Genomic DNA, 26,741 nt, shown 5'->3' with positions numbered 1-26,741 from the left:
GACGGGACCTAGTCCCCCTTGTGGCGGGCGTGTTCGTGCGCCTGCCGGATCATGTCCAGGGCGACTTCGAGAACGGCCTCGCGCCTCTTCTCGGAGTCGTCTTCGACGTCCTGGAGCACGAACATCCCGGCGTGCAGCGTGAACATCGCGCTGACCGAGCGGACCTGGTCCACCAGCTCCGCCTCGGGGTTGATGAGGATGTCCCGCAGTCCGCGCATCCGGTCCTTGAAGGTGTCGCCGATGCGCAGCTCACGGACCGTCGCCTGGTTCTCCTGCATGAAGCGGAAGAGCGGTTCCGCGCCCGCGAGCGCCTCGCTGTAGCGGCGGATGATCTCCTCTTTGGTCTCCAGGGTGCCCGGCTGCCGTCTGCCCCACTCGATCAGGTCCTCGATCGGCTTCGTCAGGTCCTCGAAGAGGCTGACGATGATCTCTTCCTTCGTCTTGAAGTGGTAGTACAGCGCCGCCTTGGTGACATCGAGGCGCTCGGCGATCTCCCGCAGGGAGGTCTTCTCGTAGCCCTGCTCCGCGAAGAGTTCGAGGGCAACGTCCTGGATGCGCTGGCGGGTGTTGCCGCGGCGCTGCTGCTTGGTGCCGTCCATGGTGCCGCCCATCCTCGTACTCCTCGGGCCCCCACGGAAACTTACTTGACGCCCGGCTAGTAATCCCTCTACCGTCCCAGTGTACTGAGAACTAGCCGGGCGGCAAGTAAGTATCGCCCCGGGGGGAAACGGAAAGACGATGGCGGACACGGTAGAAGGCGCTATAGCGGGCAAACGCCCCCGAAGTGTGCGAGTGGTGCTGCTCGCGCTCATGATCGCGATGATGCTCGCGATGCTCGACAACATGATCGTCGGCACGGCGATGCCCACGATCGTGGGTGACCTGGGCGGTCTGGAGCACCTCTCCTGGGTCGTCACCGGCTACACCCTCGCCACCGCGGCCTCCACGCCGGTCTGGGGCAAGGTCGGCGACATGTACGGGCGCAAGGGCGCCTTCCTCGGCTCCATCGTGATCTTCCTCATCGGCTCGGCGCTGAGCGGCATGGCCCAGGACATGGGCCAGCTGATCGGCTTCCGTGCCGTGCAGGGGCTCGGCGCCGGCGGCCTCATGGTCGGCGTCATGGCGATCATCGGCGACCTGGTGCCGCCCCGGGAGCGGGGCAAGTACCAGGGCATGATGGCCGGCGTCATGGCGCTGGCCATGATCGGCGGCCCGCTGGTCGGCGGCACCATCACCGACAACTGGGGCTGGCGCTGGGCCTTCTACATCAACCTGCCGCTGGGCGCGGTCGCCCTCGCGCTGGTCACCGTCGTGCTCCAGCTGCCGAAGAAGCGGTCCAAGGCGGGCATCGACTACCTGGGCGTCATCCTGCTGACCGTCGGCATCACCGCGATCGTGCTGGTCACCACCTGGGGCGGCACCGAGTACGCCTGGACCTCCGCGCGGATCATGGAGCTGACCGGCATCGGCGTGGCCGCGCTGATCGGGTTCGTGTTCTGGCAGACCAAGGCCGCCGAGCCGGTGGTGCCGCTGCACATCTTCAAGAGCCGCAACTTCACCCTGATGGCCGTCATCGGCTTCATCACCGGCTTCGTGATGTTCGGCGCCACCCTCTTCCTGCCGCTGTACCAGCAGGCCGTGCAGGGCGCGTCCGCGACCAACTCCGGTCTGCTGCTCCTGCCGATGCTCGGCGCGATGCTCCTGACCTCGATGGTCGCCGGACGGATCACCACCAACAGCGGCCGGTACAAGATGTTCCCGATCGCCGGCGGCGCCCTGATGATCGTCGGCCTGTACCTGCTGTCGACGATGGACACCGGCACGAGCCGGTTCACCTCCGGTGTCTACATGGCCGTGGTCGGCGCGGGCATGGGCTGCCTGATGCAGATCACCATGCTGGTCGCGCAGAACAGCGTGCAGATGAAGGACATGGGCGTGGCCTCGTCCTCGGCCACCCTGTTCCGCACGCTCGGCTCCTCCTTCGGCGTCGCCATCATGGGCGCCCTGTTCAACCACCGCGTCCAGGACGTCATGGCCGAGCGGGCCGGCGCGGTCGGCGCGAAGATGACCGCCAAGTCGGCGCAGCTGGACGCGGACAGCCTGGCCAAGCTGCCGGCGGCGGCCCGCGAGGCATACCAGCACGCGGTGTCCTCCGGAACGCACTCGGCGTTCCTGCTCGGCGCCGTGGTCGCGGTGCCGGTGCTGATCGCGGCCCTGTTCGTCAAGGAGGTGCCGCTGAAGGGCGGTCCGAAGGCGGCCGGCGAGAGCGCGGAGGCGGCACCGCAGCCGATGGTGGAGGCCGTCTGATCCTCCCGGCCCGGAAGGCTCCGGCGGGCGCGTGTCCGCCCGAGCCGCCCCGGCCTCCCCGGTCTCCGAGGCCCCCGGTCTTGGCGGCCCCGGTCCCGAAGGCCCCGGTGCGTGTCCGCCACCGGGGCCTTCGGCCGTCTTCAAGGGGCCCTCGAGCGTCTCCCGGCCGCTCATGGCCGTCCCTCGGCGCATTCCGCCGTCTCCCAGGTGCTCTCCATCGTCCCCCGGGGCGTTTGTGCTGGTCGGTGCCGCTCTGACCGCGATGTCAGACCCTCGTGCCACCATCGGGCCATGGACAGAATCCGCCAGCTGCGCCTGGCCAAGGACGCCATGGACCGGGACTGGGCCGACCCCGCGCTCGACCTGGACGCGGTGGCGGCCCACGCCGGGTACTCGCGGTATCACTTCCTGCGCGCCTTCAAGGAGACCTACGGCGAGACACCCGGCCAGTACCTGACCCACCGGCGGATCGAGCGGGCCGAGGAGCTGCTGCGCACCGCCGGCCTCACCGTGACCGAGATCTGCACCCTGGTCGGCTTCAGCAGCCTCGGCACCTTCTCCGCCCGCTTCAAGGCGCGTACGGGCCTCACCCCGAGCGAGTACCGCGGCAAGCACGTGGGCCGGGGCGCCGCCCTCATACCCGGCTGCTACGCCATGCTCTGGGCCGGCGGCTTCAACACCGCAACATCGAAGAAGCGCCCCGCCCCCGGCCCCGCCTACGGTGACGAGCGGGAACAGCAGCCTCGCGACAGGAGAGCGGAGCCATGATCAAGGGCTTGGCCATCAGCACCGTATGGACCACCGACCAGCAGCGCACGAAGGCGTTCTTCACCGAGAAGCTGGACTTCGAGGTGCGCACCGAACTCGCCCTGGGCGACATGCGCTGGATCACCGTCGGCGCCAAGGACCAGCCTGGCGTCGAGCTGGCGCTGATGAGCCTGGACGGCCCGGGCCTGGACCCCGAGTCCGCCGAGGCGATGAAGAAGCTGGTCGCCAAGGGCGCGCTGGGAGCGGACGCCTTCCACACGGACGACTGCCGGGGGGACTACGAGAGGTTCCGGGCGCGGGGAGTGGAGTTCGTCCAGGAGCCGAAGGAGCGGCCGTACGGCATCGAGGCGATCTTCCGCGACGACAACGGCAACTGGTACTCGCTGACCGAGCGCGGCGCGGAGCTCGACTTCTCCAAGGACTTCGGGTGACCGAGGCCCCCCGGGGTGCTGGTCAGCGCAGTGTGTAGCCGCCGTCGGGGTACAGCGTCGAGCCGGTGGTGAAGCCGTTGGTGAACAGGAACACCACGGCCTGCGCGATCTCGTCCTCCGTGCCGGGCCGGTGCAGCAGCGTGTCCCTGCGGTACCGCGCGAACGCGGCCTCCCGGTCCGCGGCGGGACGGCCCGCCCACAGGTTGCCGTCGACGGTGCCGGGCGAGACGACGTTGACCCGGACCGGTGCCAGCTCGACCGCCAGGCCGCGCCCCAGCCCCTCGATCGCGGCGTTGCAGGCCGCGTAGGCGGGCGCGGGCGCCGGCGGGCGGGCACCGGCCGCGCCGGACATCAGGACCACCGAGCCGTCGGCGGCCAGCTTCGGCGCGGCGTGCCGGACGGCGTGGTACTGGCCCCAGAACTTGGAGACGAACGGGCTCTCGGCGTCCTCGTCGCTCAGGCCCAGCATCGGGCCCACCCGGTAGGAGGCGGCGGAGGTGAACAGGTGGTCCACCCGCTCCAGCGGCGCGAAGAAGGCGGCTAGCGAAGCCCGGTCGGTGATGTCCACGGCCCGCCAGGAGGCCGCCGGTCCCAGCTCCCGCGCGGCGGAGGCCAGCCGGGCCGGTGTCCGCCCGCCGAGCACCACCCGGGCACCCGCCGCCACGACCTGGTGCGCCACCCGCAGCCCGATGCCCGAACCCCCGCCGATCAGGACCACCGTGCGCCCCCGCAGCGCCGGGGTGTCCGGCACGGGGGCGGGGGAGGGGGTGCGGCTGCTCATCGGCGCTCCGTACGGTCCGTGGGCGGACAGGGTCGACCGTGATCAACTGGCCTGCTCCCAGCGGTATTCCGGGCCCCCGAGTCTCTAACCCGTCCCTGACACCGGAAGCACCGGATAGCTGCCCGTGTTGGTCGGGGCGTGCTCCGGCAGCCACAGGACGGCCACCGCGCCCTCCGCGGGCTGGTCGGCGGGCGTGCCGACGGGGCGTACGTTGCGGAAGGTCAGCCGGGCGCCGAGGACCCGCGCCTGGCCGGCCGCGATGGTCAGCCCCAGCCCGTGGCCCTGCCCGGCGCGGTCCTTGCTGCCGGTGCGGAACCGGCTCGGCCCCTCGGCCAGCAGTTCCTCGGGGAAGCCGGGGCCGTGATCGCGGACCCGGATGACCCGGCCCTCCACGCTGACCTCGACCGGTGGCCGGCCGTGCCGGGCCGCGTTGGCGAGCAGGTTGAACAGCACCCGCTCCAGCCGCCGCGGATCGGTGGTGACCTCCGACTCGTGCACCACCCGTACGGCGACGTCCGGGTCCTTGGCCGCCACCCGGCGCGCCACGAACTCGCCCAGCATGATGTCCTGGAGTTCCGCCCGCTCCGAGGCGCTGTCCAGCCGGGCCACCTCCAGCACGTCCTCGACCAGCGTGCGCATCGCCTTGGCCCGGTCCAGGACCAGCTCCGTGGGCCGGCCGGGCGGCAGCAGCTCGGCCGCCGTCAGCAGTCCGGTCACCGGGGTGCGCAGCTCGTGCGCGATGTCGGCCGTGACCCGCCGCTCGGCCTCCAGCCGCTGCCGCAGCGCGTCCGCCATGGCGTCCACCGCGCGCGCCAGATCGTCGGTCTCGTCCCGTACGACCCCGCCGATGGCCTCCCGCACCCGTACGTCGGTCTCGCCCTTGGCGACCCGGTTCGCCGCCGCCGCGGCCTTCCGCAGCCGGCGCGACAGCTGGCCGCCGATCAGCACGCCGAGCGCGCTGCCGCCGAGCACCACCGCGACCGAGCCGATGACCAGGGCCTGGTCCAGGTCCCTGAGCATGTCGACGCTGCGGTCGGGCAGGTGCATGTGCACGGACAGCACATGCCCGCCCTTGACCGGCACGGCCGCCCAGATGTCCGGGTCCTCGCCGTGCCGGGAGACGTCGCTGGCCCGCCGGCTGCGCCCGACGCTCTCGCGCAGCGCGTCCGGCAGCTCGGGGTCGTCCACCTTCACGTAGGGGAAGACCGGTCCCCGGTTCAGCTCGTAGTTGCGCTGGGCCAGCACCAGGCGGTCGTTGGCCAGCTCGCGCGCGTTGTCCAGCATCGAGACCCGGGCCGCGTTGTGCACGACCAGACTGAGCACGACCGCCACCAGACCGGCCACCAGCGCGATCGCCGCGCTCAGCTTCCATCTGAGCCCCGTGCGCAGTCCCGCGCGCTCCATGCGCCGCACCGGGTTCCGCAGGATCCCCCGCATACCGCCCCGCTCAGGCCTTCAGCTTGTAGCCGAAGCCGCGGACCGTCTCGATCCGGTCCTGGCCGATCTTCTGCCGCAGCCGCTGGACATGCACGTCCACGACCCGGGTGTCCCCGCCCCAGCCGTAGTCCCACACGCGTTCCAGCAGCTTGTCGCGGGAGAGCACGGTGCCCGGCGCGGAGGAGAACTCCAGCAGCAGCCGCATCTCGGTCGGGGTGAGCGCCACCGGCCGCCCGGCCCGACGTACCTCCATGCCGTCGGTGTCGATCTCCAGGTCCCCGAAGGCCAGCGTGCCGGTGACCGCGTTCCCGGACTCCTGCGCCCGCTCCCCGCCGGCGTGCCCGAAGCGGCGCAGCACGGCGCGGATCCGGGCGACCAGCACGGCACCGTCGAACGGCTTGGTCACGTAGTCGTCGGCGCCCGCCTCCAGGCCGAGGACGACGTCGATGGAGTCGGCGCGCGCCGACAGCATGATCACCGGCACGGTGGACTCGTCCCGGATCCGCCGGCACAGGCTGACCCCGTCCAGGCCCGGCACCATGACGTCCAGCAGGGCGATGTCGGGACGGTTCGCCCGGAACGCCTCCAGGCCCGACAGGCCGTCGGGCATCGCGGTGACCGCGAAGCCGTCCCGCTCCAGGGCGAGCTGGGTGGCCTCGCGGATGACGTCGTCGTCCTCGACGAACAGGACGTGGGTCTGGTCTGCCATCCCGGTGCTCTCAGTCCTCGTGGTGTGCGTGTGGGGGATCAGGTGGCCGGCACGGGCCGCGGGGACCCGTCGGCGGACTTGCCGTACTCGTTGCGGGTGGGCTTGCCCGGGACGAACCGCCCGGCCTTCCAGGTGTAGGGGGTCACGACGTCCCCGGACGGGCTGGAGATCGGGTCGTCCTGCTCGTAATACTGCCTGGTCACCGACAGGGTGCCGCGGTCGATCTCCGCGTAGACCGGGGATTCCTCGCTCTTGAAGACGTTCTTGAACACGCCGTTGTCGTCCCGGTACACGTACGAGCCGATGCCGACCCAGTCCGCGCAGGTCATCACGTTGATGACGACGTCGTCCACCGGGGCGTCGGTGAGATCGCCGTACGAGACGTCCACCTGGTAGTCGTCGCCGTCGCACGGCTTCAGCTCCCGCTTGACCGCCGGTGACACTTGGGGGTCGCGTTTGAGCAGCGCCACGGCGTCCACCCGCCGGAACTTGCCGAAGGCGCTCGCGGAGGGGGAGGCGCCGGCCACCGCCGCGGCCGAGGCGTGCGCCGGGCCCTCGTCCCGGGCGCCGGTGCCCCCGCTGCCGCAGGCTGCGAGGAAAAGGGCGAGGGCGGCGAGCGCGGACCCCACCGCGATCACCGCCTGTGAACTCCTTCGGACCCCTTCGGGTCCGGCCCCGGTCAGGCCGCGCAACGCTCCCGCTCCTCACGCTCCAGCGCGCGTGCGTCCAGATCGCGGGCCTCCAGCTCCTCCCGGAGCCGGGCGAGCGCCCGGTGCAGCGTGCTCTTGACCGTACCGGCCGACATGCCGAGGGCCGCGGCCGTCTCCTCTGTGGACATCTGCTCCCAGTGTCGCAGCACCACGACACTGCGCTGCTTCGGTGCGAGCACCTTCAAGACGTCCATCAGCAGGGCCCGGTCGGCGTGCTGCTCGGTGGAGTCGTCCACGGAGGCGTCCGGCAGCTGCTCGGTCGGCACCTCTTCCAGCTTGCGCGCCCGCCACCACTCGGTCCGCGTGTTGATCATGACCCGGCGCAGATAGGCGTCGGCGAGCCGCTTGTCGGCTATGCCCTCCCAGCGGCCGTACGTCCGCACCAGCGCGGTCTGCAGCAGGTCCTGGGCGTCGACCGGGTCCGGTACCAGCCGGCGGGCGCTGCGCAGCAGCGCGTCCTGCCGGGTGCGGACGTACTCCTCGAATTCGAGCACCTCGCCCTGCGCCATGATCAACCGCCTCCGTTCCCCGTCGCGCCTCCGGCTCGTGCCGGAAGTCCCGCTGTTCCCGCGCCCGGTGGTCCGCCGGGCACGGAGAAGAAGCTACGGAGCGGTTGTCACGGGGCTGTGCGGACCAGCCTGCGGCCGGCAATCGGCTGTCCGTCGGTTGTGTAACGGAAGCCGCGACGGGGAAGAGCACGCGGGAGTTACGTCCCGTTATGGGAGGCTTTGCCGCCTCTGATCCTTCGTAACGGACCCCGTGGGACTGTGACCTGGCCGTGCGTCAGCCCAGCGGCAGCCGGTACAGACCGCCGGGCAGCGGCTCCACCAGACCGTCCGCGACCAGCCCGTCCAGCGCGCGGGCCCGCTGCACCGGCTCGTGCCACACCCGGTCCAGCACCGCCTGCGGCACCGGCGCGTGCGCCTCCCGCAGCACGGCCAGCAGCTTGCCGCGCACCTGCCGGTCCGTGCCGGCGTACGTCTGCCCGCGCCGCGGCGGCCCGGAGTGCTCCGGCTTGCCCGCCAGCCGCCAGGCGCACTGCCCGGCGATCGGGCACCGCCCGCACCCCTCGTTCTTCGCCGTGCACACCAGCGCGCCCAGCTCCATGGAGGCGGCGGCCCAGCGCGCGGCGGTCCGCTCGTCCTCGGGCAGCAGCTCCCGCGCCAGGCGCCGCTCGGCGGCCGTGGTCGCGTTCGGCGGGTACTGCACCCCGGTCACCGCCCGCGCGATCACCCGCCGCACATTGGTGTCCAGCACCGCGTGCCGCTGCCCGTACGCGAACGAGGCGACGGCCGCCGCCGTGTACTCGCCGATCCCGGGCAGCGCCAGCAGCTGCGCGTGGTCCGTCGGCACGTCCCCGCCGTGCCGCTCCGTTATGGCGACCGCGGCGCCGTGCAGCCGCAGGGCCCGGCGCGGGTAGCCGAGCCGGCCCCAGGCGCGCACCGCCTCGCCCGGAGCCTCCTTCGCCAGGTCGGCGGGGCGCGGCCAGCGGGCCAGCCATTCCTCGTAGACGGGCAGGACCCGGTTCACCGGGGTTTGCTGGAGCATGAACTCGCTGACCATCACGCCCCACGGGCCCGCCTCCGGGCGGCGCCAGGGGAGGTCACGGGCATGGGCGTCGAACCAGGCGATCACGGGGGCGTGGAGCTTCTCAGTCATGGCCCTTCGATCCTGCCACGGGTGGCCGGGAGTCGTGCGTGAGGGCGCGGTCACCGAGCGTGGCGAAATATGAAGAACCGTGTCGCCCAACGCAGTTACCGGAATGATGATCCGGAAAAGTTGGTTTCGGCACGGCGGGTGACGCGAGCAAGCGCGGCGATCTCTCGTACAGTTTGCGCGTGGGATCTCTGCGCAATCCGGTCGGGCCGCTTCCCTCCTCCATCTACTGGCGTCGGAGGGTCGTACTGCTGTCCGTGGTCGCCCTGTTGGCGCTCGTGATCACGTTGATCGTCACCACCGGCGGCGGGGGCGGCAAGAAGAACACCTCCGGGTCCGACGGCAAGAACCCCACGCACGTCATCACCCCAGGACCGAGCCAGTCCGGCCCCGCGATCAGCCAACACCCGGGCGGGCGCGACGAGTCGGGCGGCGACGGCACCGGCGGCGGCGCGGACTCCGGGGGCTCCGGCGGCGGCGCGACGGGGTCGGGCGGGGGTTCCGGCGGTTCGTCCGGCGCCGGTGGCTCCTCCGGCTCGGCCGGCTCCTCCGGCACGGGCCCGGGTTCCGGTGCCCCCGTCGCCGCGGGCGACGCGCTCCCCGGATCCTCCACGCTGCCCGACTGCCCGTCCACGGCGGTGGAGTTGGGCCTGCGCAGCGTGCGCAACTCCTACTCGCCGGACCAGACCCCGACCTTCGAACTCACCGCGAAGAACGGCTCGTCGGCGGACTGCAAAGTCGATCTCGGCCCGAGCCACGCGGTGTTGACGATCACCCCGGCGGACGGCGACGACGCCTTCTGGTCCTCGGACGACTGCCCCAAGGGCCCGGGCAGCCTGGCCTTCCGGGTACCGGCCGGCCAGAGCGTCACCTACACCGTCAAGTGGGACCGCAAGCCGAGCGCCGCCCACTGCGGCACCCCGTCCGGCGACCCGGCCAAGCCCGGCACCTACCTGCTGGAGGCCAAGATCCCCGGCCACGCCAAGCTCCAGGCGTCGTTCGTACTGTCGGCGGACTGAGAGCGCGCCCCGTAGGGGCGCGGGCCGTATCAATATGCGGCTTCGCCGCGGGGTGCGAGAAACCACAACGCACCCGCAGCCGCCGTACGACACAAGGGCCCGAGCTCTTTCGCGCCCGGCCGAACCCTCAGACGTACCGCTCCAGGATCGACGACTCCGCCAGCCGCGACAGCCCCTCCCGTACGCTGCGCGCCCGCGCCTCGCCCACGCCGTCCACGGTCTGCAGGTCGTCCACGCTCGCGGCCAGCAGCTTCTGCAGGCCCCCGAAGTGCTCCACCAGCCGGTCGATGATCGCGCCCGGCAGCCGTGGCACCTTCGCCAGCAGCCGGAAGCCGCGCGGCGAGACCGCCGAGTCCAGCGACTCGGGCGACGCGGTGTAGCCCAGCGCACGCGCCACCGTGCCCAGTTCCAGCAGCTCCGCGTGGGTCAGCGCGTCCAGCTCGGCCAGCGCCTCCTCGACCGTGCGGGACCGCTTCGCCGTCGGCTCGGGCACATAGTCGCGGACGACCAGTTCGCGGTCCGGCTCGACACCCGCGATCAGCTCCTCCAGCTGGAGCGCGAGAAGCCGGCCGTCGGTGCCCAGCTCGACCACGTACTCGGCGATCTCGGTGGCGATCCGGCGGACCATCTCCAGCCGCTGCGCGACCGCCGAGACGTCCCGGACCGTCACCAGGTCCTCGATCTCCAGCGCCGACAGGGTGCCCGCGACCTCGTCCAGCCGCAGCTTGTACCGCTCCAGCGTCGCCAGCGCCTGGTTCGCGCGGGACAGGATCGCCGCCGAGTCCTCCAGGACGCGCCGCTGACCGTCCACGTACAGGGCGATCAGCCGCATCGACTGGGAGACCGAGACCACAGGGAAGCCGACCTGCTTGCTCACCCGGTCCGCCGTGCGGTGCCGTGTGCCCGTCTCCTCCGTGGGGATCGTCGGGTCCGGCACCAGCTGGACGCCCGCGCGCAGGATCTTCGACAGGTCCGACGACAGCACGATGCCGCCGTCCAACTTGCACAGCTCCCGCAGCCGGGTGGCCGTGAACTCGACGTCCAGCACGAACCCGCCCGTGCACATCGCCTCGACCGTCTTGTCCGAGCCGAGGACGATGAGACCGCCGGTGTTGCCGCGCAGAACCCGTTCCAGGCCGTCGCGCAGGGGCGTGCCCGGCGCCACGGCGCTCAGCGAGGCGCGCATCAGACCGTCGGAACCGGCACTCCCACCGGACTTGCCGGGAGCCGCTGCCCGGTCGTTGGCTGCCACTGCACTCCTCCGGTCGCAGGTTCTGACGCGCCCCCGTACCCGCACTCGGTTCGTACGGACGGGCGAGACCAGGGCAAAGTCTACCGGCGCTCCTCCGCCTCCCGTGGGGCCTCTCGGCGACGGGAGCGCGGCAGAACCCGCAGCGCGTCCCCTATGTCGGCGACCTCCAGCACCTTCATGCCGGGCGGCACCTTCCCCGGGTCGGACGGCACGAGGGCGTGCGTGAAGCCCAGCCGGTGCGCCTCGGCGAGCCTGCGCTGCACCCCCGTGACCCGTCTGACCTCGCCGGCCAGGCCCACCTCGCCGATGGCCACCAGGTTCTTCGGCAGCGGGGTGTCGCTGGCGGCGGAGGCCAGGGCGAGCGCGACGGCGAGGTCGGCGGCGGGCTCCGACAGCTTCACCCCGCCGACCGTCGCGGAGTAGATGTCCCGCTTGCCGAGCGCGCTGATCCGGCCGCGCTGCTCCAGGACGGCGAGCATCATCGACACCCGCGAGGTCTCCAGGCCGGACGTCGTACGCCGGGGGGAGGGGATCTGCGAGTCCACGGTCAGCGCCTGCACCTCGGCCACCAGCGGGCGGCGGCCCTCCAGGGTGACGGTCAGGCAGGTGCCCGGCACCGGCTCGGCGCGGCGGGTCAGGAACAGGCCGCTGGGATCGGCGAGGCCCGTGATGCCCTCGTCGTGCAGCTCGAAGCAGCCGACCTCGTCCGTCGCCCCGTACCGGTTCTTCACGCCCCGCACCAGGCGCAGGCGCGCGTGCCGGTCGCCCTCGAAGTGCAGGACGACGTCCACCAGGTGTTCCAGGAGGCGGGGACCGGCGATCGCGCCGTCCTTGGTGACGTGGCCCACCAGCAGCGTGGACATGCCGCGCTCCTTGGAGGCGCGGATCAGGGCGCCGGCCACCTCCCGGACCTGTGCCATGCCGCCGGGCGCGCCGTCGATCTCGGGCGAGGCGACCGTCTGCACCGAGTCGAGGATCAGCAGGGACGGCTTGACCTCGTCCAGGTGGCCGAGGACGGCGGCCAGGTCGGTCTCCGCGGCCAGGTACAGATGGTCGTCCAGGGCGCCGATGCGGTCGGCGCGCAGCCGCACCTGGCTCGCGGACTCCTCGCCGGTGACATAGAGGGTGCGGTGCTCGGCGCTCGCCGACTTGGCGGCCACGTCCAGCAGCAGGGTGGACTTGCCGACGCCCGGCTCGCCCGCGAGCAGGACCACCGCGCCCGGCACGAGACCGCCGCCGAGCACCCGGTCCAGCTCGGGCACGCCGGTGGTACGGGCGGTGGCCTGCCGGCCGTCGACCTGGCCGATGGGCAGCGCGGAGGTGCTCACCCGGCCCGGCGCCGTCGTGCGGACCGCGGGCGCGCCGTACTCCTCGACCGTGCCCCACGCCTGGCATTCGGGGCAGCGGCCGAGCCACTTGGCCGTCTGCCAGCCGCACTCCGTGCAGCGGTACGACGGACGGTCCTTGGTGGTCTTGGTACGGGCAGCCATGCGCAAACCGTAGCCCGCGGCACTGACAACGCGGCGCGAGCGACCGCTTCCCGGCCACCGCATACCGGGTCCGGCCGTGGAACAAAGCCTTCCTGTCCCCTTATGAGGGATCGTTTCACCCGTATGGATTAAAACTGCTCAAGGTTCCGGAACGGGCACTCCACTGACGCCTACGGTCGCACGGGTGATGAGCAGCAGCCCGGAGACCACCACCCGCACGACGGGGGCGCGCCAGGCGCACAGCGAGGCGTGTGACGCACGACGAGAGGCCCGTGAGGCTGGAGAAGCGCGCGAGGCCCATGAGGCTCGACAAGCACACGAGGCACGTGAGTCCCTTGAGGCGCGTGAAGTCCGTGAGGCGCGCGACCGCGCCGCCGCGCGTGCCATCGCCCAGCGCACGCCGGCTCGCTACGAACCGTATCTGGACGGCCTGTTCACCTACTGTCTGTCGGTGCTGTGCGACCACGACGCGGCCACCGCCGCCCTCGCCGACGCCCTCACGGTGGCCGAGCGGCGCGGCCACCGCCTCCCCGACTCCGCCGACGACCTCAGAGCCTGGCTGTACGCCCTGTCCCGCTGGGCGTGCCTGCGCAAACTGGCCGAGCCGAAGCCGAAACGCCAGGGGGCGCACGCGGCGGGACGGTCCGGAGCGGAGAGGGGCGCGGGGAGAGGGGCCGGAGCCGGGGCCGGGGCCGGTGTCGGCAGGAGCGGCGGAAGAAACGTCGGCAGAGGGGTGGGGAAAGGGCCCGGGAACGGCGTTCCGGAGGCGGCGGCTCCCGCGCCGGAGGCCGAGGAGCGGCGGCGCCGCGAACTCGCCCTGCTGGCCTGGCCGGAGGCGGCCGGTACCACCCCCGAGCAGCGCGAGGCCCTGGAACTCGCCGTCCGCCACCACCTCACCGCCCACGAGGTCGCCGCCGTCCTCGGCATGCAGCCGCCCGCCGCGCGCGACCTGCTCGCCTCCGCCGCCTGCGAGGTCGAGCGCACCCGCGCGGCCCTGGCCGTCGTGGAGGCGGGCGGCTGCCCCGGCGTGGCCCACCTCACCGGCGACGGCCGGCTGGTCCTGGGCACCGCCCTGCGCCGCGAGCTGGTCCGGCACGTGGACGACTGTCCGCGCTGCCGTCGTACCGCCGAGCGCGCCGTTCCCGGCCGCTGGCCCGGCGCCATGGTCACCCCCGCCGAACTGCCCGTCCTCCAGGCCCCGCGCACGGCCCTCCACATGGCGCTCGCGCACCAGCCACGCGCGCGTGGCGCGGCCGTACCCCGTTTCGACCGGCGCGGCTTCCCGATGGGACCCAAGGACCGGGCGGCCCGCCGGGAGCGGATGCGGGCGCGGGCCGTCACGACGACGGTGGTCGCCACGGTCGTCGCCGCGCCGGTCCTGGCGCTGTGGGCCGCGTACCGGGGCGGGCCGGCCGGGGAGGGCGACGGGCCGTCCGCGACCGCGCGCGAGGCACAGGGCCCCGACGCGCTCGGCGACGGCCCGGCCGGGACCTACGAGAACGCCGGGAACGCCAGGGCCAAGGCGGGCCCGCGCCTGCGCGGTGACGGCAAGGCGGATGTCTCCGTGCAGGTCGTCAGCGTCGGCGGAACGGGGCGCGGGGACGCGGCACGGCTGACGGTCGGCGCGGCGAACGAAGGCGACACCACGCTGATCACCCTCACGGCGTCCCCGGGGTCGTCCGACATCCGCTGGTCGGTCTCCACGTCGGCCCCGTGGCTGTACTTCAGCCGGTCCTCGGGGACCCTCGCCCCCGGCCGGGCGCTGACGATCAAGGTGTACGTCGACCACCTGCGCGAACCGTCCGGCCCCTGGCACGCGCGCGTGGCGGTGGCCCCGGCGGGCGCGGTGGTCTCCATCGACGGCTACGGCACGGCACCGTCGCGCCCGGCCCCGCGCCCGTCGTCCGCACCGCCCTCTCCGGCTCCGTCCACGCCGGCCACCACCGCGCCGGAGAGTTCCTCTCCGCCCCCGGACCCGACCCCGCCCCCGTCGAGCCCGCCCCCGTCCACCCCGGAAACCCCGGCCCCGACCCCGCCCGAAACGCAGACGCCGAGCCCTACGGGCAGTTAGGGGGCGTGGGACAGCGGCTCACCCGGCCCGCGTGATCAACCCACCCGGCCCGCGGGACGGCCCCCAGGGTCAGCCCACCGGGTCCGCGGGATGCGGTGCCACCAGGGGCAGCTGGGAGGCCAGGCGCTGCTCGCACAGTTCCACCAGGCGGTCGTAGCCGGCCTTGCCCATCAGTTCCGTCAGTTCGGCGCGGTAGGAGACGTAGACCGGTTCGCCCGCACCGTGGGCCGAGGTCGCCGAGGTGCACCACCAGTGCAGGTCGTGGCCGCCAGGGCCCCAGCCCCGGCGGTCGTACTCGCCGATGGACACTTGCAGCACGCGCGTGTCGTCCGGGCGGTCGATCCAGTCGTAGGTCCGCCGGATCGGCAGCTGCCAGCACACGTCCGGCTTGGTCTCCAGCGGCTCCCGGCCCTCCTTGAGGGCCAGGATGTGCAGCGAGCAGCCCGCGCCGCCCGCGAACCCCGGCCGGTTCTGGAAGATGCAGGAGCCCTGGAACGGCCGCGTCTGCCGGGAGCCCTCCTCGTCCTCGGAGATCCAGCCGCCGCGCGTGCCCTCGTCGTGGTGCTGCCAGATCTCCGGGGTGAGCCGCGCCACGTGCTCGGCGACCCGCTTCTCGTCGTCCTCGTCGGAGAAATGCGCACCCAGCGAGCAGCACCCGTCGTCGGCGCGGCCCGCCTGGATGCCCTGGCAGCCGCTGCCGAAGATGCAGTTCCAGCGGGAGGTCAGCCAGGTCAGATCGCACCGGAAGACCTGTTCCTCGTCCGCCGGGTCCGGGAACTCCACCCAGGCGCGGGCGAAGTCGAGACCCTTCTCGTCGCTCACCCTCGCCTCCTCGGGAGCCATGACGGACTTGCGCTTCTTGTCCGTCTTGTCGACCTTGCCAGCCTTGTCGTGCTTGGCCTTTTTCGTCTTTGGCACCCGTCCAGGGTAAGTGGCCGGGGACCACCGGGGACACCGATGACAGCCACTCTGGCAGTAGCGTTCCGTACATGAGACTCGGTGTCCTGGATGTGGGTTCGAACACGGTGCATCTGCTGGTGGTGGACGCCCACCCCGGCGCGCGCCCGCTGCCCGCGCACTCCCACAAGGTCGAACTCCGGCTCGCCCAGCTCCTCGACGACAGCGGTGCCATAGGCGACGACGGCATAGAGAAACTGATCGACGTCGTACAGGACGCGCTCCAGGCCGCCGAGGACAAGGGCGTCGAGGACCTGCTGCCGTTCGCGACCTCCGCCGTCCGCGAGGCCGGCAACGCCGACGACGTCCTGGGGCGCGTGGCCGACAAGACCGGCGTACGGCTCCAGGTCCTCAGCGGCGCCGAGGAGGCCCGGCTCACCTTCCTCGCCGTACGCCGCTGGTTCGGCTGGTCCGCCGGAAAGCTGCTGGTCCTCGACATCGGCGGCGGCTCCCTGGAGATCGCCTACGGCATGGACGAGGAGCCGGACGCGGCGGTCTCCCTGCCGCTCGGCGCCGGCCGCCTCACCGCCGGCTGGCTGCCCGGCGACCCGCCCGCCCCGGAGGACGTCCGCGCCCTGCGCCGCCACGTCCGCACCGAGATCGCCCGCACCGTCGGCGAGTTCGCCCGCTTCGGCGCCCCCGACCACGTGGTGGCCACCTCCAAGACCTTCAAGCAGCTCGCCCGCATCGCCGGCGCCGCCCGCAGCACCGACGGCCTTTACGTCCAGCGGGAACTCAAACGCCAGTCCCTGGAGGCGTGGGTCCCGAAACTCGCGGGCATGACCGCCGCCCAGCGCGCCGGACTCCCCGGGGTGTCGGAGGGCAGGGCCGGCCAGCTGCTCGCGGGCGCCCTGGTGGCCGAGGGCGCGATGGACCTCTTCGGCGTGGAGAAACTGGAGATCTGCCCCTGGGCCCTGCGCGAGGGCGTGATCCTGCGGCGCCTCGACCACATGGGCTCCGCCTAGCGCACCCGCACCGGAGCGAACGCATCCCACCGCACAAACGCCCCCGCACCCACGCAAATGGCGAACGTCACAACGGTGAACAGGCACACAGCGCCCGGGCCTTCCCACGCCGTAAGGTGACGAGCGTGGCTGAACCAACGGACGTGCGCATCGCGCTCTCGACCGCCTCCGTCTACCCGGAGTCCACGGCGACGGCCTTCGAGATCGCCGCGCGCCTCGGTTACGACGGTGTCGAGGTCATGGTGTGGACCGACCCGGTGAGCCAGGACATCGAGGCGCTGCGCCGCCTGTCGGACTACCACGGCGTCCCCATCCTGGCCGTCCACGCCCCCTGCCTGCTGATCACCCAGCGGGTGTGGACCACCGACCCCTGGACGAAGCTGCGCCGGGCCCGGGCGGCGGCGGAGAAGCTCGGCGCCTCCACCGTCGTCGTCCACCCGCCGTTCCGCTGGCAGCGGCAGTACGCCCGGGGCTTCGTCGAGGGCATCTGGCGGATGGCGGACGAGACGGACGTGCGGTTCGCCGTCGAGAACATGTACCCCTGGCGCTACCGCGACCGCGAGATGCTCGCCTACGCCCCCGACTGGGACGTCACCCACAACGACTACCGGCACTTCACGATCGACCTCAGCCACACGGCGACGGCCCGCACCGACGCCCTGGACATGGTCGACCGCATGGGCGACCGGCTCGGGCACGTCCACCTCGCCGACGGCCGCGGCTCGGCCAAGGACGAGCACCTGGTGCCCGGCCGTGGTACCCAGCCCTGCGCCGAGCTGCTGGAACGCCTGGTGCGCACCGGCTTCGACGGCCATGTGGTGATCGAGGTCAACACCCGGCGCGCGATGTCCGGCGCCGAGCGCGAGGCCGACCTCGCCGAGGCCCTGGCCTTCACCCGCGCCCACCTGAGCGCGGCAGCCGTACGGGTGCCCCGACGATGACCCCGACCCGCCCCCCGGCCACGGACGGCACCGCCCCCCGGCCCGCCGCCCGCCGCCGGGGCCGCCCCCCGCGCACCGAGTCCGCAGGCACCCGGGACCGTATCCTCGCCGCCGCCCGCGAGGAGTTCTCCGCGCGCGGGTACGAGAAGACGTCCGTACGCGGCATCGCCAAGGCCGCCGGGGTGGACTCCGCGCTGGTGCACCACTACTTCGGCACCAAGGAGCAGGTCTTCGAGGCGGCCATCGAGGTCGCCTTCGCGCCCGCGCTGGCCGCGCCCGACGCGGTCGCCGAGGGCCCGGCGGACGGGGTCGGCGAGCGGCTGACCCGGTTCGTGCTCGGTATCTGGGAGGACCCCGCCACCCGGGCCCCGCTGCTGGCGATCGTGCGCTCGGCCGTCGACAACGACACGGCCGCCGCCGTCCTGCGCCGTCTGGTCGCCGCCCAGCTGATGCGCCGCATCGCCGCCCGGCTCCGGCTGCCGGACGCGGAGCTGCGCGCCGAACTGGCCGCCGCCCAGCTGGTGGGCTGTGCCATGCTGCGGTACGTGATCAGGCTGGAGCCGCTGGCGTCGGCGGACCTGGAGCAGATCATCGCCCGCGTCGCACCCGTCGTACAGATCCATCTGACGGCCCCCTGAGAAGCCGCCCGGCGGGAGTCGTCCGGGGCCTCCAAATGGAACAGACGTCCCGGTATTCGGACACCTTGTCCCGCCAGCTGGATGAGCGGCGTACGCTCGACAACAGGCACACCCGTCTGAAGGAGCGAGCGACGATGCCCGAGCTGAGGTCCCGCACAGTCACCCACGGCCGCAACATGGCGGGCGCCCGCGCCCTTATGCGCGCCTCCGGTGTACCCGGTGCGGACATCGGCCGGAAGCCGATCATCGCCGTCGCGAACTCCTTCACCGAGTTCGTGCCCGGCCACACCCACCTCCAGCCGGTCGGCCGGATCGTCAGCGAGGCGATCAAGGAAGCCGGCGGCATCCCGCGCGAGTTCAACACGATCGCGGTCGACGACGGCATCGCCATGGGCCACGGCGGCATGCTGTACTCCCTGCCCTCCCGCGACCTGATCGCGGACTCGGTCGAGTACATGGTCGAGGCCCACTGCGCCGACGCCCTGGTCTGCATCTCCAACTGCGACAAGATCACCCCGGGCATGCTGATGGCGGCCCTGCGCCTGAACATCCCGACGGTGTTCGTCTCCGGCGGCCCCATGGAGTCCGGCCGCGCCACCCTGGTCGACGGCACGGTCCGCACGCTCGACCTGGTCGACGCGATCTCCGACGCCGTCAACGACAAGGTCTCCGACGAGGACATCCTCCGCATCGAGGAGAACGCCTGCCCGACCTGCGGCAGCTGTTCCGGCATGTTCACCGCCAACTCGATGAACTGCCTGACCGAGGCCATCGGCCTGTCCCTGCCCGGCAACGGCTCGGTCCTCGCCACCCACACCGCCCGCCGCGCCCTGTACGAGAACGCGGCCCGCACGGTCATGGACCTCACCCGCCGCTACTACGAGCAGGACGACGACACCGTCCTGCCCCGCAACATCGCCACCTTCCAGGCCTTCGAGAACGCCATGGCCCTGGACATCGCGATGGGCGGCTCCACCAACACGATCCTGCACCTGCTGGCCGCCGCCCAGGAGGCGGGCGTCCCGTTCGGCCTGCACGAGATCGACGCCGTCTCCCGCCGCGTGCCCTGCCTGGCGAAGGTCGCCCCGAACGTCGCCAAGGACCGCACGTACTACATGGAGGACGTGCACCGCGCCGGCGGCATCCCGGCCCTGCTGGGCGAGCTGCACCGGGCCGGCCTGCTCAACGAGGACGTGCACGCCGTGCACAGCCCGTCCCTGGCCGACTGGCTGAAGACCTGGGACATCCGCGGCGGCTCCCCCTCCTCCGAGGCGGTCGAGCTGTGGCACGCGGCGCCCGGCTGCGTCCGCTCCGCCGAGGCCTTCTCCCAGTCCGAGCGCTGGGAGGCCCTGGACGAGGACGCCGAGAACGGCTGCATCCGCTCCGTGGAGCACGCGTACTCCAAGGACGGCGGCCTGGCCGTGCTGCGCGGCAACCTCGCGGTCGACGGCTGCGTGGTGAAGACGGCCGGCGTGGACGAGTCGATCTGGACCTTCGAGGGCCCGGCGGTCGTCTGCGAGTCCCAGGAGGAGGCCGTCCAGCGGATCCTCACCCAGGAGGTCAAGGACGGCGACGTCGTCGTCATCCGCTACGAGGGCCCCAAGGGCGGCCCCGGCATGCAGGAGATGCTGTACCCGACCTCGTACCTGAAGGGCCGCGGCCTGGGCAAGACCTGCGCCCTGATCACCGACGGCCGCTTCTCCGGCGGCACCTCGGGCCTGTCCATCGGCCACGCCTCCCCCGAGGCGGCCTCCGGTGGCACCATCGCCCTGGTCCAGGACGGCGACCGCATCCGCATCGACATCCCGAACCGCACGATCGAGCTGCTGGTCGACGACGCCGAGCTGGCCCGCCGTGAACAGGCCCTGAACGGCGTCTACGCCCCGAAGAACCGCGACCGCAAGGTCTCCGCCGCCCTGCGCGCCTACGCCGCGATGGCCACGAGCGCCGACAAGGGCGCGGTGCGCGACGTGTCCCGCCTCGGCTGACCGCTGACCGACAAGGGCCGCCTCCACCGGGAGGCGGCCCTTTCGCCGTCCGTCACGGCCTCACCAGGCGCCCGGCGCCCGGCCGTCCACGGTGAACACCGTGCCGTCCGGCGCGGTCGCGCAGACCCGGGTGCCGACCGGCACCGGAGCGGGCGGTGTGCCCATGACCCGCGCCGAGTCGGCGCCCAGCCGCGCGGGCGTCTGCCCCACCAGCCGCCCCTTCGCCGCGTCCACGGCGAGCAGCCGGCCGTCGCCCGCGGTCAGATACACCCGCCCGTCCCGCGCGACCGGCAGCGAACCACGGCTCACCGACGTCTCCAGATGCCACAGCCGCCTGCCCGCCGCCACGTCCACGGCGTCCAGGGAACCGCCGGTGGCCAGCACATAGACGACGTCCCCGCGCACGGTGGCGTGCGCGCCGTCGAGCACGGCGGGCAGCGCGACCCGCCGGGTGGCGCCGGTCGCGGGGGTGTAGCGGACGACCTCCCGGGCGCCGTAGCCGCTGTCCATCGCCAGGAAGAACACCGACCCGTCGGCCGCCCGCGCGGCGACCGGCTTGAGCCAGCCGCGCAGCCGCACGTCCCACCGCACCCGGCCGCTCGCCGGATCCACGGCGGTCACCCGGGTGTGCCCGCCGTCGGCGGACGTACGCGTCGCATAGGCCGAGGGGCCGCCGGGGAACGCGACGAAGGACGGCGCGCCCTGCCCGGGCACGGCCCCGTGCCAGCGGGTACGGCCGGTCGCGCCGTCCACGCCGGTGACCGTGCCGTCGGCAGCGGTGAGCAGGGCCGTGTCACCGGCGTACCGCACCGTCGTGCCCACGGGCAGCCGGCGCCGCCACACCTCCTCGCCCGTGTCCGGGTCCAGCCCGGCGAGCCGGGAGCCGCCGTCGGTGTACGGCTGCACCAGGCCGCCGGCCACGACCGGCGGACCGCTCGTGGCCCGGGTGTCCACCGCCTGCCGCCACAGCAGCCGGCCGTCGGCCGCGCCGAGCGCGTACACGACGCCCGGCCGCGCGCAGAACAGCTTCCCGGCGTCGTACGAACACTGCGGCATGCCCTCGCCGCCGACCGCCGGGCGGGCCGCCCAGCCGCCGGAAGCCGCCGTCAGGGCCGGCGCGACCGGGGGAGGCTGATCGTTTCGCCCGGTCGCCCACACCGCGGCGAGCCCTCCGGCCAGCGCCAGCCCGAGCACCCCGGCCACCAGCGCCGCCGTCCGCCCGCGGCCGAGCCGCCACCCCGGGCGCCGCCCGGCACCGGCGGCCACCGGCTCCGACACCCGATCGCGACCGGGCCGCCATTTCAGGCGCCGCCGGGGACGCGGGGACCCGGACACCGGTGCGGGAGCGTCCCCGCCCGTCCGCTGCGCCGGTATGAACGCCTGGGTGTCGTACGAGGCCGCCACCGAGCGCAGCTCCCGCATCAGCTCGTCCGGCGTGGGCCGGTCCTCGGGCTCCTTGGCCAGACACCGCCGCACCAGCGACGCGAGCCCCAGCGGCACACCGGTCAGATCGGGCTCGTCGTGCACGACCTGGTAGGCGACGATGTAGGGACTGTCGGAGTCGAACGGGCCGCGCCCCGTGGCCGCGTGCACGATCACCGAGCCCAGCGCGAAGACATCGGCGGCCGGCCCGACCTCGCGGGGCCGCCGGAACTGCTCCGGCGCCATGAACGGCGGGGTGCCGATCAGCTTTCCCGTCTCGGTGCGCAGCTCGCTGTCCTTGGGCCGGGAGATCCCGAAGTCGATGACCTTCGGCCCGTCCTCGGCGAGCAGCACGTTGCCGGGCTTCAGATCCCGGTGCACCACCCCGACCCGGTGGATGTCGCGCAGCGCCTCGGCCAGCCCCGCCATCAGCCGGCGCAACTGCTCCGGAGTCATGGGGCCGTTCCGCTTCACGTGTTCCGACAGGGTCGGCCCGGGGATGTACAGGGTGGCCATCCAGGGCCGCTCGGCCTCCGGATCGGCATCGACGACGGGCGCGGTGAAGGCACCGCTGACCCGGCGGGCGGCGGCCACCTCCTGCCGGAAACGGCCCCTGAACTCCGGATCCCGGGCGAACTCCGCGTGCACGACCTTCACCGCGAGCTTCATGCCCGAGGTGCTCCGGGCGAGATGGACCACCCCCATGCCGCCGGAGCCCAGACAGGACTCCAGTTGGTAGTGGCCGGCATATTCCGGAAGCTCCGCTTCCGCGTTCGCCCCGGCATTGCGCTGTGGCGCCATGGACCACCCCCGTGCTGTTCGTCCGCGCGCGCGACGCACGGAGCCTAGTCGATGACTCGTACAGGACAGAGGCGGCTTGCTAGCGTCTGCGCCGAGCCGCGCACACCTTTCGCGCCGGCTCTCACCGAGTACGCGAACAACGGGGGAGGACCACTTTCATGTCTGTCGACACACAAGAGGCCGGGGGCGTGGACGAGGGCCGGGCCGGCCTGACCACGCAGGCGGCCGCGGCCGTACGCACCTACGCCGTCGCCCCGGGCGTCCGGCTGAACGTCCGCAGCGGCCCGGGCACCCAGTACAACCTGGTCCGCGTGCTCCCGGAGGGCGTCCGCCTGCCGATCTACTGCCAGACCCCCGGCACCACGGTCTCCGGCCCCTACGGCACGACCAGCATCTGGGACCTCATCGACAACGGCGAGTACGTCTCGGACGCCTACGTCCACACCGGCAGCGACGGCTACATCGCCCCCCGCTGCGGCTGACGGCACGCACCGGGCCGGGGCCCCGGCCGGGAGACCGTCCACGGCCGGGGCGATAATCGTGCCGTGAGCGACGAAACCGGCACCCCGGACAGCGCGGCGGCCCCCACCGGCGACCCGGAGCGGGACGGCGGCCCCCGCCCCGAGCCCCTGCGCTTCTTCGGCACCTCCTGGGTCGGCCACGACAACGGCTACGCGGCCCGCCGCGCCGGCGTCGCCGTCGGCTCCCTCGCCGCCGCGGCCGTCTCCTGCCTGGTGCTCCGCCTCGCCTACGAAGGCATCCGGATCGCCGACACCGGCCCCTTCGTGAGCGTCCTCATCGTGGTGATGTTCGCGATCTGCAGCGCCTTCGCCTTCCGCAACACCTGGGAGGGCTTCGGCAAGCGGCACGACCCGCAGCGCCAGGCCTCCCTGCGCGGAATGCTCGCCATCGGCTTCGTCGGCTCCCTCCTCGCCTACTTCGTCCGCTCCCTCGTCGAGGCACCGGGCGAGAAACTGCACCGCGAGGAGTACGAGAAGGCCCGCGAGGCCCACGCCCGCCGCACCACCCGCCGCACCGGCAACCCCTCCCGCAAGAAGCGCCGCCGCTGAACCGCCGCGCGGGGTTCCCGCACCTCACCGGGATGCCGTAGACCTGAGCACATGACAGCCCCGCCGCCCGCCGACCCGCACGCCGCCCGCGCCGCCTCCTTCAACGCCGTCGCCGCCCGGTACGCCGCGAACCGGCCCTCCTATCCGCCCGCCCTCCTCGACGCCGTCGAGGAACTGGCCGGCCGCCCCCTGTCCGGCGCCAGGACCGTGGACGTCGGCGCGGGCACCGGGATCGCCAGCACCCTGCTGCACGCCCGCGGCGCCGACGTCCTCGCCGTCGAACCCGGAGCGGGCATGGCCGCCGAGTTCCGCCGCGCCCTGCCGCACATCCCGCTCGTCCGGGGCGACGGCAACGCCCTGCCCGTGGCCGACGCCGGCGCCGACCTGATCACCTACGCCCAGGCCTGGCACTGGACCGACCCGGCGCGCTCGGTGCCGGAGGCGCTCCGCGTCCTGCGCCCGGGCGGCGCGCTGGCCCTGTGGTGGAACACCAACGCCCAGGACGTCGACTGGATCGCCGAGGCCGGCGGCCGGGCCGCCCGCTTCCTCGGCATCGACGTCGCCGCCGAGCAGCGCAAGGCCGGCGAACGCGTCGAACAGGCCGACCCCAGCGGACGCCTGGACTTCACCCGCCGCACGATCCGCTGGAGCCGCCGGGTACCGATCGACACCCACCTCGCCAATGTCGCCACCCACTCCGCCCTCCTCGTCATCCCCGAGGAGCGGACGGCCGCCTTCCTGGAACAGGAGCGCGGCCACCTCCTGGAGGTCTTCCCGGACGGCATGGTCGAGGAGACCTACGACGTCCTCCTCGTCGTCGCCCGCACCCCCTGACCGCCGTTCCGCCCACCGGACAACCGGCCCGCACGGCGCACCCCGGTGCCAGACTGATCCGCATGAGCCAGAAAGTCGCAGTCCTCGGCACCGGCAAGATCGGCGAAGCCCTGCTCAGCGGAATGATCCGGGCCGGCTGGGCCCCCGCCGACCTCCTGGTCACCGCCCGCCGCCCCGAACGCGCCGAAGAACTCCGCGCCCGACACGGCGTCAACCCGGTCACCAACAGCGAGGCCGCCAAGACCGCCGACACCCTGATCCTCACGGTCAAGCCGCAGGACATGGGCACCCTCCTGGACGAACTCGCCCCGCACCTGCCCGCCGACCGCCTGGTCATCAGCGGAGCCGCCGGGATCCCCACCTCCTTCTTCGAGGAGCGCCTGGCGCCGGGCACCCCCGTCGTCCGGGTCATGACCAACACGCCCGCCCTCGTGGACGAGGCCATGTCGGTCATCTCCGCCGGCAGCCACGCCACCGAGCAGCACCTCGCGCACGCCGAGGAGATCTTCGGCGGTGTCGGCAAGACCCTGCGCGTCCCCGAGTCCCAGCAGGACGCCTGCACCGCGCTGTCCGGCTCCGGCCCGGCCTACTTCTTCTACCTGGTCGAAGCCATGACCGACGCCGGCATCCTGCTCGGCCTGCCCCGCGACAAGGCCCACGAGCTCATCGTCCAGTCCGCGATCGGCGCCGCCGTGATGCTCCGCGACAGCGGCGAGCACCCCGTCAAGCTCCGGGAGAACGTCACCTCCCCGGCCGGCACCACCATCAACGCCATCCGCGAGCTGGAGAACCACGGCGTACGAGCCGCGCTCATCGCCGCCCTCGAAGCCGCCCGCGACCGCAGCCGCGAACTCGCCTCCGGCAAGAAGGACTGACGGCCCCCGGCCCCCGCGGGCGGCGGCCACCGCCGCCCGCGAGAACCTGCTTCGCGAGAACCTGTCTACGGAGCGGCGCTCAGCGAGGGCTCCGCCACGGGCGGCAGCAGCCCGATCGCCCGGTAGGCCGTATCGACCGTCGGCCGGGCCAGCTCCCGCGCCTTCCGCGCGCCATCGCGCAGCACCCCCTCCACATACGCCGGATCGGCGCACAGCTCCCGGTGCCGGTCCCGCACCGGCCGCAGCACCTCCACCACGGCCTCCGCGGTGTCCTTCTTCAAGGAGCCGTACGAGTCGTAACCGGCCGCCAGCGACTCGGGGCTCCCGCCCGTGCACGCCGCGAGGATGTCCAGCAGGTTCGCGAGGCCCGGCCGCGCCGCCCGGTCGTGGACGACCTCCCGCCCGCTGTCCGTCACGGCCCGCAGCACCTTCTTGTGCACCACGTCCGGCTCGTCCAGCAGATAGACGACCCCGGCCCCCGACTCGTCCGACTTCCCCATCTTCCGCGTCGGGTCCTGGAGGTTCATCACCCGCGCGGCCACCGGCGGCAGCGTCGTGCGCGGCACCACGAACGTGTGCCCGTAGCGCTGGTTGAACCGCACCGCCACGTCCCGGGCCAGCTCCACGTGCTGCGTCTGGTCCTCGCCGACCGGCACCTCGTCCGCGCCGTACGCCAGGATGTCCGCCGCCATCAGCACCGGGTACGTCAGCAGCGACAGCCGCAGGCTCCCGCCGCGCTCCCGCTGTTTCGCGGCCTTCTCCTTGTACTGGATCATCCGCCGCATCTCGCCGTCGGTCGCCACGCACTCCAGCAGGTACGACAGCCGGGTGTGCTCGTCCACGTGGCTCTGCAGGAAGAGGGTGCACACCTCGGGATCGAGCCCGGCCGCCAGCAGCAGCGTCGCCGTCTGCCGGCTGAGCCTGCGCAACCGCGCGGGGTCGTGGTCCACGGTCAGCGCGTGCAGGTCCACCACGCAGAACAGCGAATCGGCCCGGTGCTGGTCCACCTCGGCCCAGCGCCGCATGGCCCCCAGGTAGTTGCCGAGGGTCAGGTGCCCGGTCGGCTGGATCCCGCTGAAAACCCGGGTCATGTCCACTCCACCTTCTGGTCGGGACCGCCGCCCCTGCGGCCGGCCCCCTCAGACCCGGAGGGAGAGACGAGAACGGCCGCCGAAGCGGCGGCCGTCGAGTGCATACGTGAGTACGGCCGCCGTCAGGCGGCCCACCAGAGCTGGGTACACGTACGCGTCATCACGTCGTCCACAGTACGCCTCAGGGGTGCTCCACGGCAGTGGGTTGACACGCCCCCCGCCGATCCGTAGTGTTCTCCGAGTTGTCCGACGTGAGCGCCGACTCCGGTCGGTCCCCGGACAGCCATTCCGCAAGCACCACCCACTCATCGACGCTCCGGCGCCGACTGCTTTGGTGTGCGTATTTGCGAAATGAGGAATCCGCGTTCGAAAGGACGCCGGCCCCGATTAGCTCGGGAGCCAGGAATCCGCTAAAGTCTCACTCGTCGGAACGGCCCAACAGCCGCGAAGACAAACCCCGCTGACCGGGGATCAGACGCCGAAAGGATCTGATAGAGTCGGAACCGCCGGAAAGGGAAACGCGAGAGC

General features: G+C 72.8%; 25 protein-coding genes. 13 read left to right on the top strand and 12 right to left on the bottom strand.

Annotated features, from left to right (window positions below):
- Nucleotides 1-8 precede the first annotated feature (8 nt).
- Nucleotides 9-611 carry a TetR/AcrR family transcriptional regulator gene (locus IE251_RS26870; protein WP_189755597.1) on the bottom strand — a complete coding sequence of 201 codons (603 nt, stop codon included), beginning with the start codon at nucleotides 609-611 and terminating at the stop codon, nucleotides 9-11.
- Nucleotides 612-738: 127 nt separating this feature from the next.
- On the opposite strand from IE251_RS26870, the gene IE251_RS26865 reads away from it, so the two are divergent.
- From IE251_RS26865 to IE251_RS26855, 3 genes are all read left to right on the top strand, one after another.
- Nucleotides 739-2,307, top strand: coding sequence for an MDR family MFS transporter (locus tag IE251_RS26865; RefSeq protein ID WP_189755596.1), 1,569 nt, complete (start codon nucleotides 739-741; stop codon nucleotides 2,305-2,307).
- Between the two features lie 291 nt (nucleotides 2,308-2,598).
- A complete protein-coding gene (locus IE251_RS26860; protein ID WP_189755595.1) occupies nucleotides 2,599-3,075 on the top strand; it encodes a helix-turn-helix transcriptional regulator in 477 nt (158 codons plus the stop codon).
- Nucleotides 3,072-3,506, top strand: a complete 435-nt coding sequence (locus IE251_RS26855) for a VOC family protein (protein ID WP_189755594.1) — start codon at nucleotides 3,072-3,074, stop codon at nucleotides 3,504-3,506. Before IE251_RS26860 ends, IE251_RS26855 begins: the two co-directional genes overlap by 4 nt.
- A gap of 22 nt (nucleotides 3,507-3,528) precedes the next feature.
- Here IE251_RS26855 and IE251_RS26850 read toward each other — a convergent pair whose 3' ends face one another.
- From IE251_RS26850 to IE251_RS26825, 6 genes are all read right to left on the bottom strand, one after another.
- Nucleotides 3,529-4,287: an SDR family oxidoreductase gene (locus IE251_RS26850; protein ID WP_189755593.1), complete on the bottom strand. Its 759-nt coding sequence runs from the start codon at nucleotides 4,285-4,287 to the stop codon at nucleotides 3,529-3,531.
- 84 nt (nucleotides 4,288-4,371) lie between these two features.
- Entirely contained in the window at nucleotides 4,372-5,724 is a 1,353-nt protein-coding gene (cseC, locus tag IE251_RS26845) for a two-component system sensor histidine kinase CseC (RefSeq protein ID WP_189755592.1), read from the bottom strand.
- A gap of 10 nt (nucleotides 5,725-5,734) precedes the next feature.
- Nucleotides 5,735-6,433, bottom strand: a complete 699-nt coding sequence (gene cseB, locus IE251_RS26840; RefSeq protein WP_189755591.1) for a two-component system response regulator CseB — start codon at nucleotides 6,431-6,433, stop codon at nucleotides 5,735-5,737.
- A 38-nt stretch (nucleotides 6,434-6,471) separates the two neighbouring features.
- Nucleotides 6,472-7,071, bottom strand: a complete 600-nt coding sequence (locus IE251_RS26835; RefSeq protein ID WP_189755590.1) for a hypothetical protein — start codon at nucleotides 7,069-7,071, stop codon at nucleotides 6,472-6,474.
- Between the two features lie 41 nt (nucleotides 7,072-7,112).
- On the bottom strand, nucleotides 7,113-7,652 hold the full coding sequence (locus IE251_RS26830) for a SigE family RNA polymerase sigma factor (protein ID WP_030781607.1): 540 nt from the start codon (nucleotides 7,650-7,652) through the stop codon (nucleotides 7,113-7,115).
- Between the two features lie 274 nt (nucleotides 7,653-7,926).
- Complete coding sequence (locus tag IE251_RS26825; RefSeq protein WP_189755589.1) at nucleotides 7,927-8,802, bottom strand: HhH-GPD family protein; 876 nt, start codon at nucleotides 8,800-8,802, stop codon at nucleotides 7,927-7,929.
- Between the two features lie 179 nt (nucleotides 8,803-8,981).
- Here IE251_RS26825 and IE251_RS26820 point away from each other — a divergent pair, with 179 nt between their 5' ends.
- On the top strand, nucleotides 8,982-9,818 hold the full coding sequence (locus IE251_RS26820; protein ID WP_189755588.1) for a hypothetical protein: 837 nt from the start codon (nucleotides 8,982-8,984) through the stop codon (nucleotides 9,816-9,818).
- A 127-nt stretch (nucleotides 9,819-9,945) separates the two neighbouring features.
- Here the strand turns inward: IE251_RS26820 and disA are convergent, their stop codons facing one another.
- Nucleotides 9,946-11,070, bottom strand: coding sequence for a DNA integrity scanning diadenylate cyclase DisA (gene disA, locus IE251_RS26815; protein ID WP_030781598.1), 1,125 nt, complete (start codon nucleotides 11,068-11,070; stop codon nucleotides 9,946-9,948).
- Between the two features lie 80 nt (nucleotides 11,071-11,150).
- Nucleotides 11,151-12,560, bottom strand: coding sequence for a DNA repair protein RadA (gene radA, locus IE251_RS26810; RefSeq protein WP_030781596.1), 1,410 nt, complete (start codon nucleotides 12,558-12,560; stop codon nucleotides 11,151-11,153).
- Between the two features lie 187 nt (nucleotides 12,561-12,747).
- On the opposite strand from radA, the gene IE251_RS26805 reads away from it, so the two are divergent.
- Nucleotides 12,748-14,631 (top strand): hypothetical protein, encoded by a 1,884-nt coding sequence (locus IE251_RS26805; RefSeq protein WP_229896953.1) that lies wholly within the window; start codon nucleotides 12,748-12,750, stop codon nucleotides 14,629-14,631.
- Nucleotides 14,632-14,700: 69 nt separating this feature from the next.
- Here the strand turns inward: IE251_RS26805 and IE251_RS26800 are convergent, their stop codons facing one another.
- Entirely contained in the window at nucleotides 14,701-15,549 is an 849-nt protein-coding gene (locus tag IE251_RS26800; protein WP_189755587.1) for a DUF3109 family protein, read from the bottom strand.
- Nucleotides 15,550-15,620: 71 nt separating this feature from the next.
- Here IE251_RS26800 and IE251_RS26795 point away from each other — a divergent pair, with 71 nt between their 5' ends.
- The 4 genes from IE251_RS26795 (at nucleotide 15,621) to ilvD (ending at nucleotide 20,120) form a co-directional block, all read left to right on the top strand.
- A complete protein-coding gene (locus IE251_RS26795) occupies nucleotides 15,621-16,553 on the top strand; it encodes a Ppx/GppA family phosphatase (RefSeq protein ID WP_189755586.1) in 933 nt (310 codons plus the stop codon).
- 116 nt (nucleotides 16,554-16,669) lie between these two features.
- The gene (locus tag IE251_RS26790) at nucleotides 16,670-17,494 is read left to right on the top strand and encodes a sugar phosphate isomerase/epimerase family protein (RefSeq protein ID WP_373302054.1); all 825 of its coding nucleotides are present in this window, start codon (nucleotides 16,670-16,672) and stop codon (nucleotides 17,492-17,494) included.
- Nucleotides 17,491-18,132 (top strand): TetR/AcrR family transcriptional regulator, encoded by a 642-nt coding sequence (locus IE251_RS26785; protein ID WP_189755585.1) that lies wholly within the window; start codon nucleotides 17,491-17,493, stop codon nucleotides 18,130-18,132. The genes IE251_RS26790 and IE251_RS26785 overlap by 4 nt, the downstream gene beginning before the upstream one ends.
- Before the next feature lie 134 nt (nucleotides 18,133-18,266).
- On the top strand, nucleotides 18,267-20,120 hold the full coding sequence (gene ilvD / locus IE251_RS26780) for a dihydroxy-acid dehydratase (RefSeq protein ID WP_189755584.1): 1,854 nt from the start codon (nucleotides 18,267-18,269) through the stop codon (nucleotides 20,118-20,120).
- A gap of 60 nt (nucleotides 20,121-20,180) precedes the next feature.
- Here the strand turns inward: ilvD and IE251_RS26775 are convergent, their stop codons facing one another.
- Nucleotides 20,181-22,343, bottom strand: a complete 2,163-nt coding sequence (locus IE251_RS26775; RefSeq protein WP_189755583.1) for a serine/threonine-protein kinase — start codon at nucleotides 22,341-22,343, stop codon at nucleotides 20,181-20,183.
- A gap of 158 nt (nucleotides 22,344-22,501) precedes the next feature.
- On the opposite strand from IE251_RS26775, the gene IE251_RS26770 reads away from it, so the two are divergent.
- The 4 genes from IE251_RS26770 (at nucleotide 22,502) to proC (ending at nucleotide 25,122) form a co-directional block, all read left to right on the top strand.
- Nucleotides 22,502-22,825 (top strand): SH3 domain-containing protein, encoded by a 324-nt coding sequence (locus IE251_RS26770; protein ID WP_189755582.1) that lies wholly within the window; start codon nucleotides 22,502-22,504, stop codon nucleotides 22,823-22,825.
- A 63-nt stretch (nucleotides 22,826-22,888) separates the two neighbouring features.
- A complete protein-coding gene (locus tag IE251_RS26765) occupies nucleotides 22,889-23,413 on the top strand; it encodes an EamA/RhaT family transporter (protein ID WP_189755581.1) in 525 nt (174 codons plus the stop codon).
- Nucleotides 23,414-23,464: 51 nt separating this feature from the next.
- Nucleotides 23,465-24,247, top strand: a complete 783-nt coding sequence (locus tag IE251_RS26760) for a class I SAM-dependent methyltransferase (protein WP_189755580.1) — start codon at nucleotides 23,465-23,467, stop codon at nucleotides 24,245-24,247.
- A 62-nt stretch (nucleotides 24,248-24,309) separates the two neighbouring features.
- The gene (proC, locus tag IE251_RS26755; RefSeq protein WP_189755579.1) at nucleotides 24,310-25,122 is read left to right on the top strand and encodes a pyrroline-5-carboxylate reductase; all 813 of its coding nucleotides are present in this window, start codon (nucleotides 24,310-24,312) and stop codon (nucleotides 25,120-25,122) included.
- Between the two features lie 65 nt (nucleotides 25,123-25,187).
- Here the strand turns inward: proC and trpS are convergent, their stop codons facing one another.
- Nucleotides 25,188-26,213 carry a tryptophan--tRNA ligase gene (gene trpS, locus IE251_RS26750; RefSeq protein ID WP_189755578.1) on the bottom strand — a complete coding sequence of 342 codons (1,026 nt, stop codon included), beginning with the start codon at nucleotides 26,211-26,213 and terminating at the stop codon, nucleotides 25,188-25,190.
- Nucleotides 26,214-26,741 lie beyond the last annotated feature (528 nt).

It is taken from the genome of Streptomyces eurythermus (assembly GCF_014649115.1).
In the GTDB taxonomy this organism is placed as follows: Bacteria; Actinomycetota; Actinomycetes; order Streptomycetales; family Streptomycetaceae; genus Streptomyces; species Streptomyces eurythermus.
This window is presented reverse-complemented; position numbering and strand designations above follow the sequence as displayed.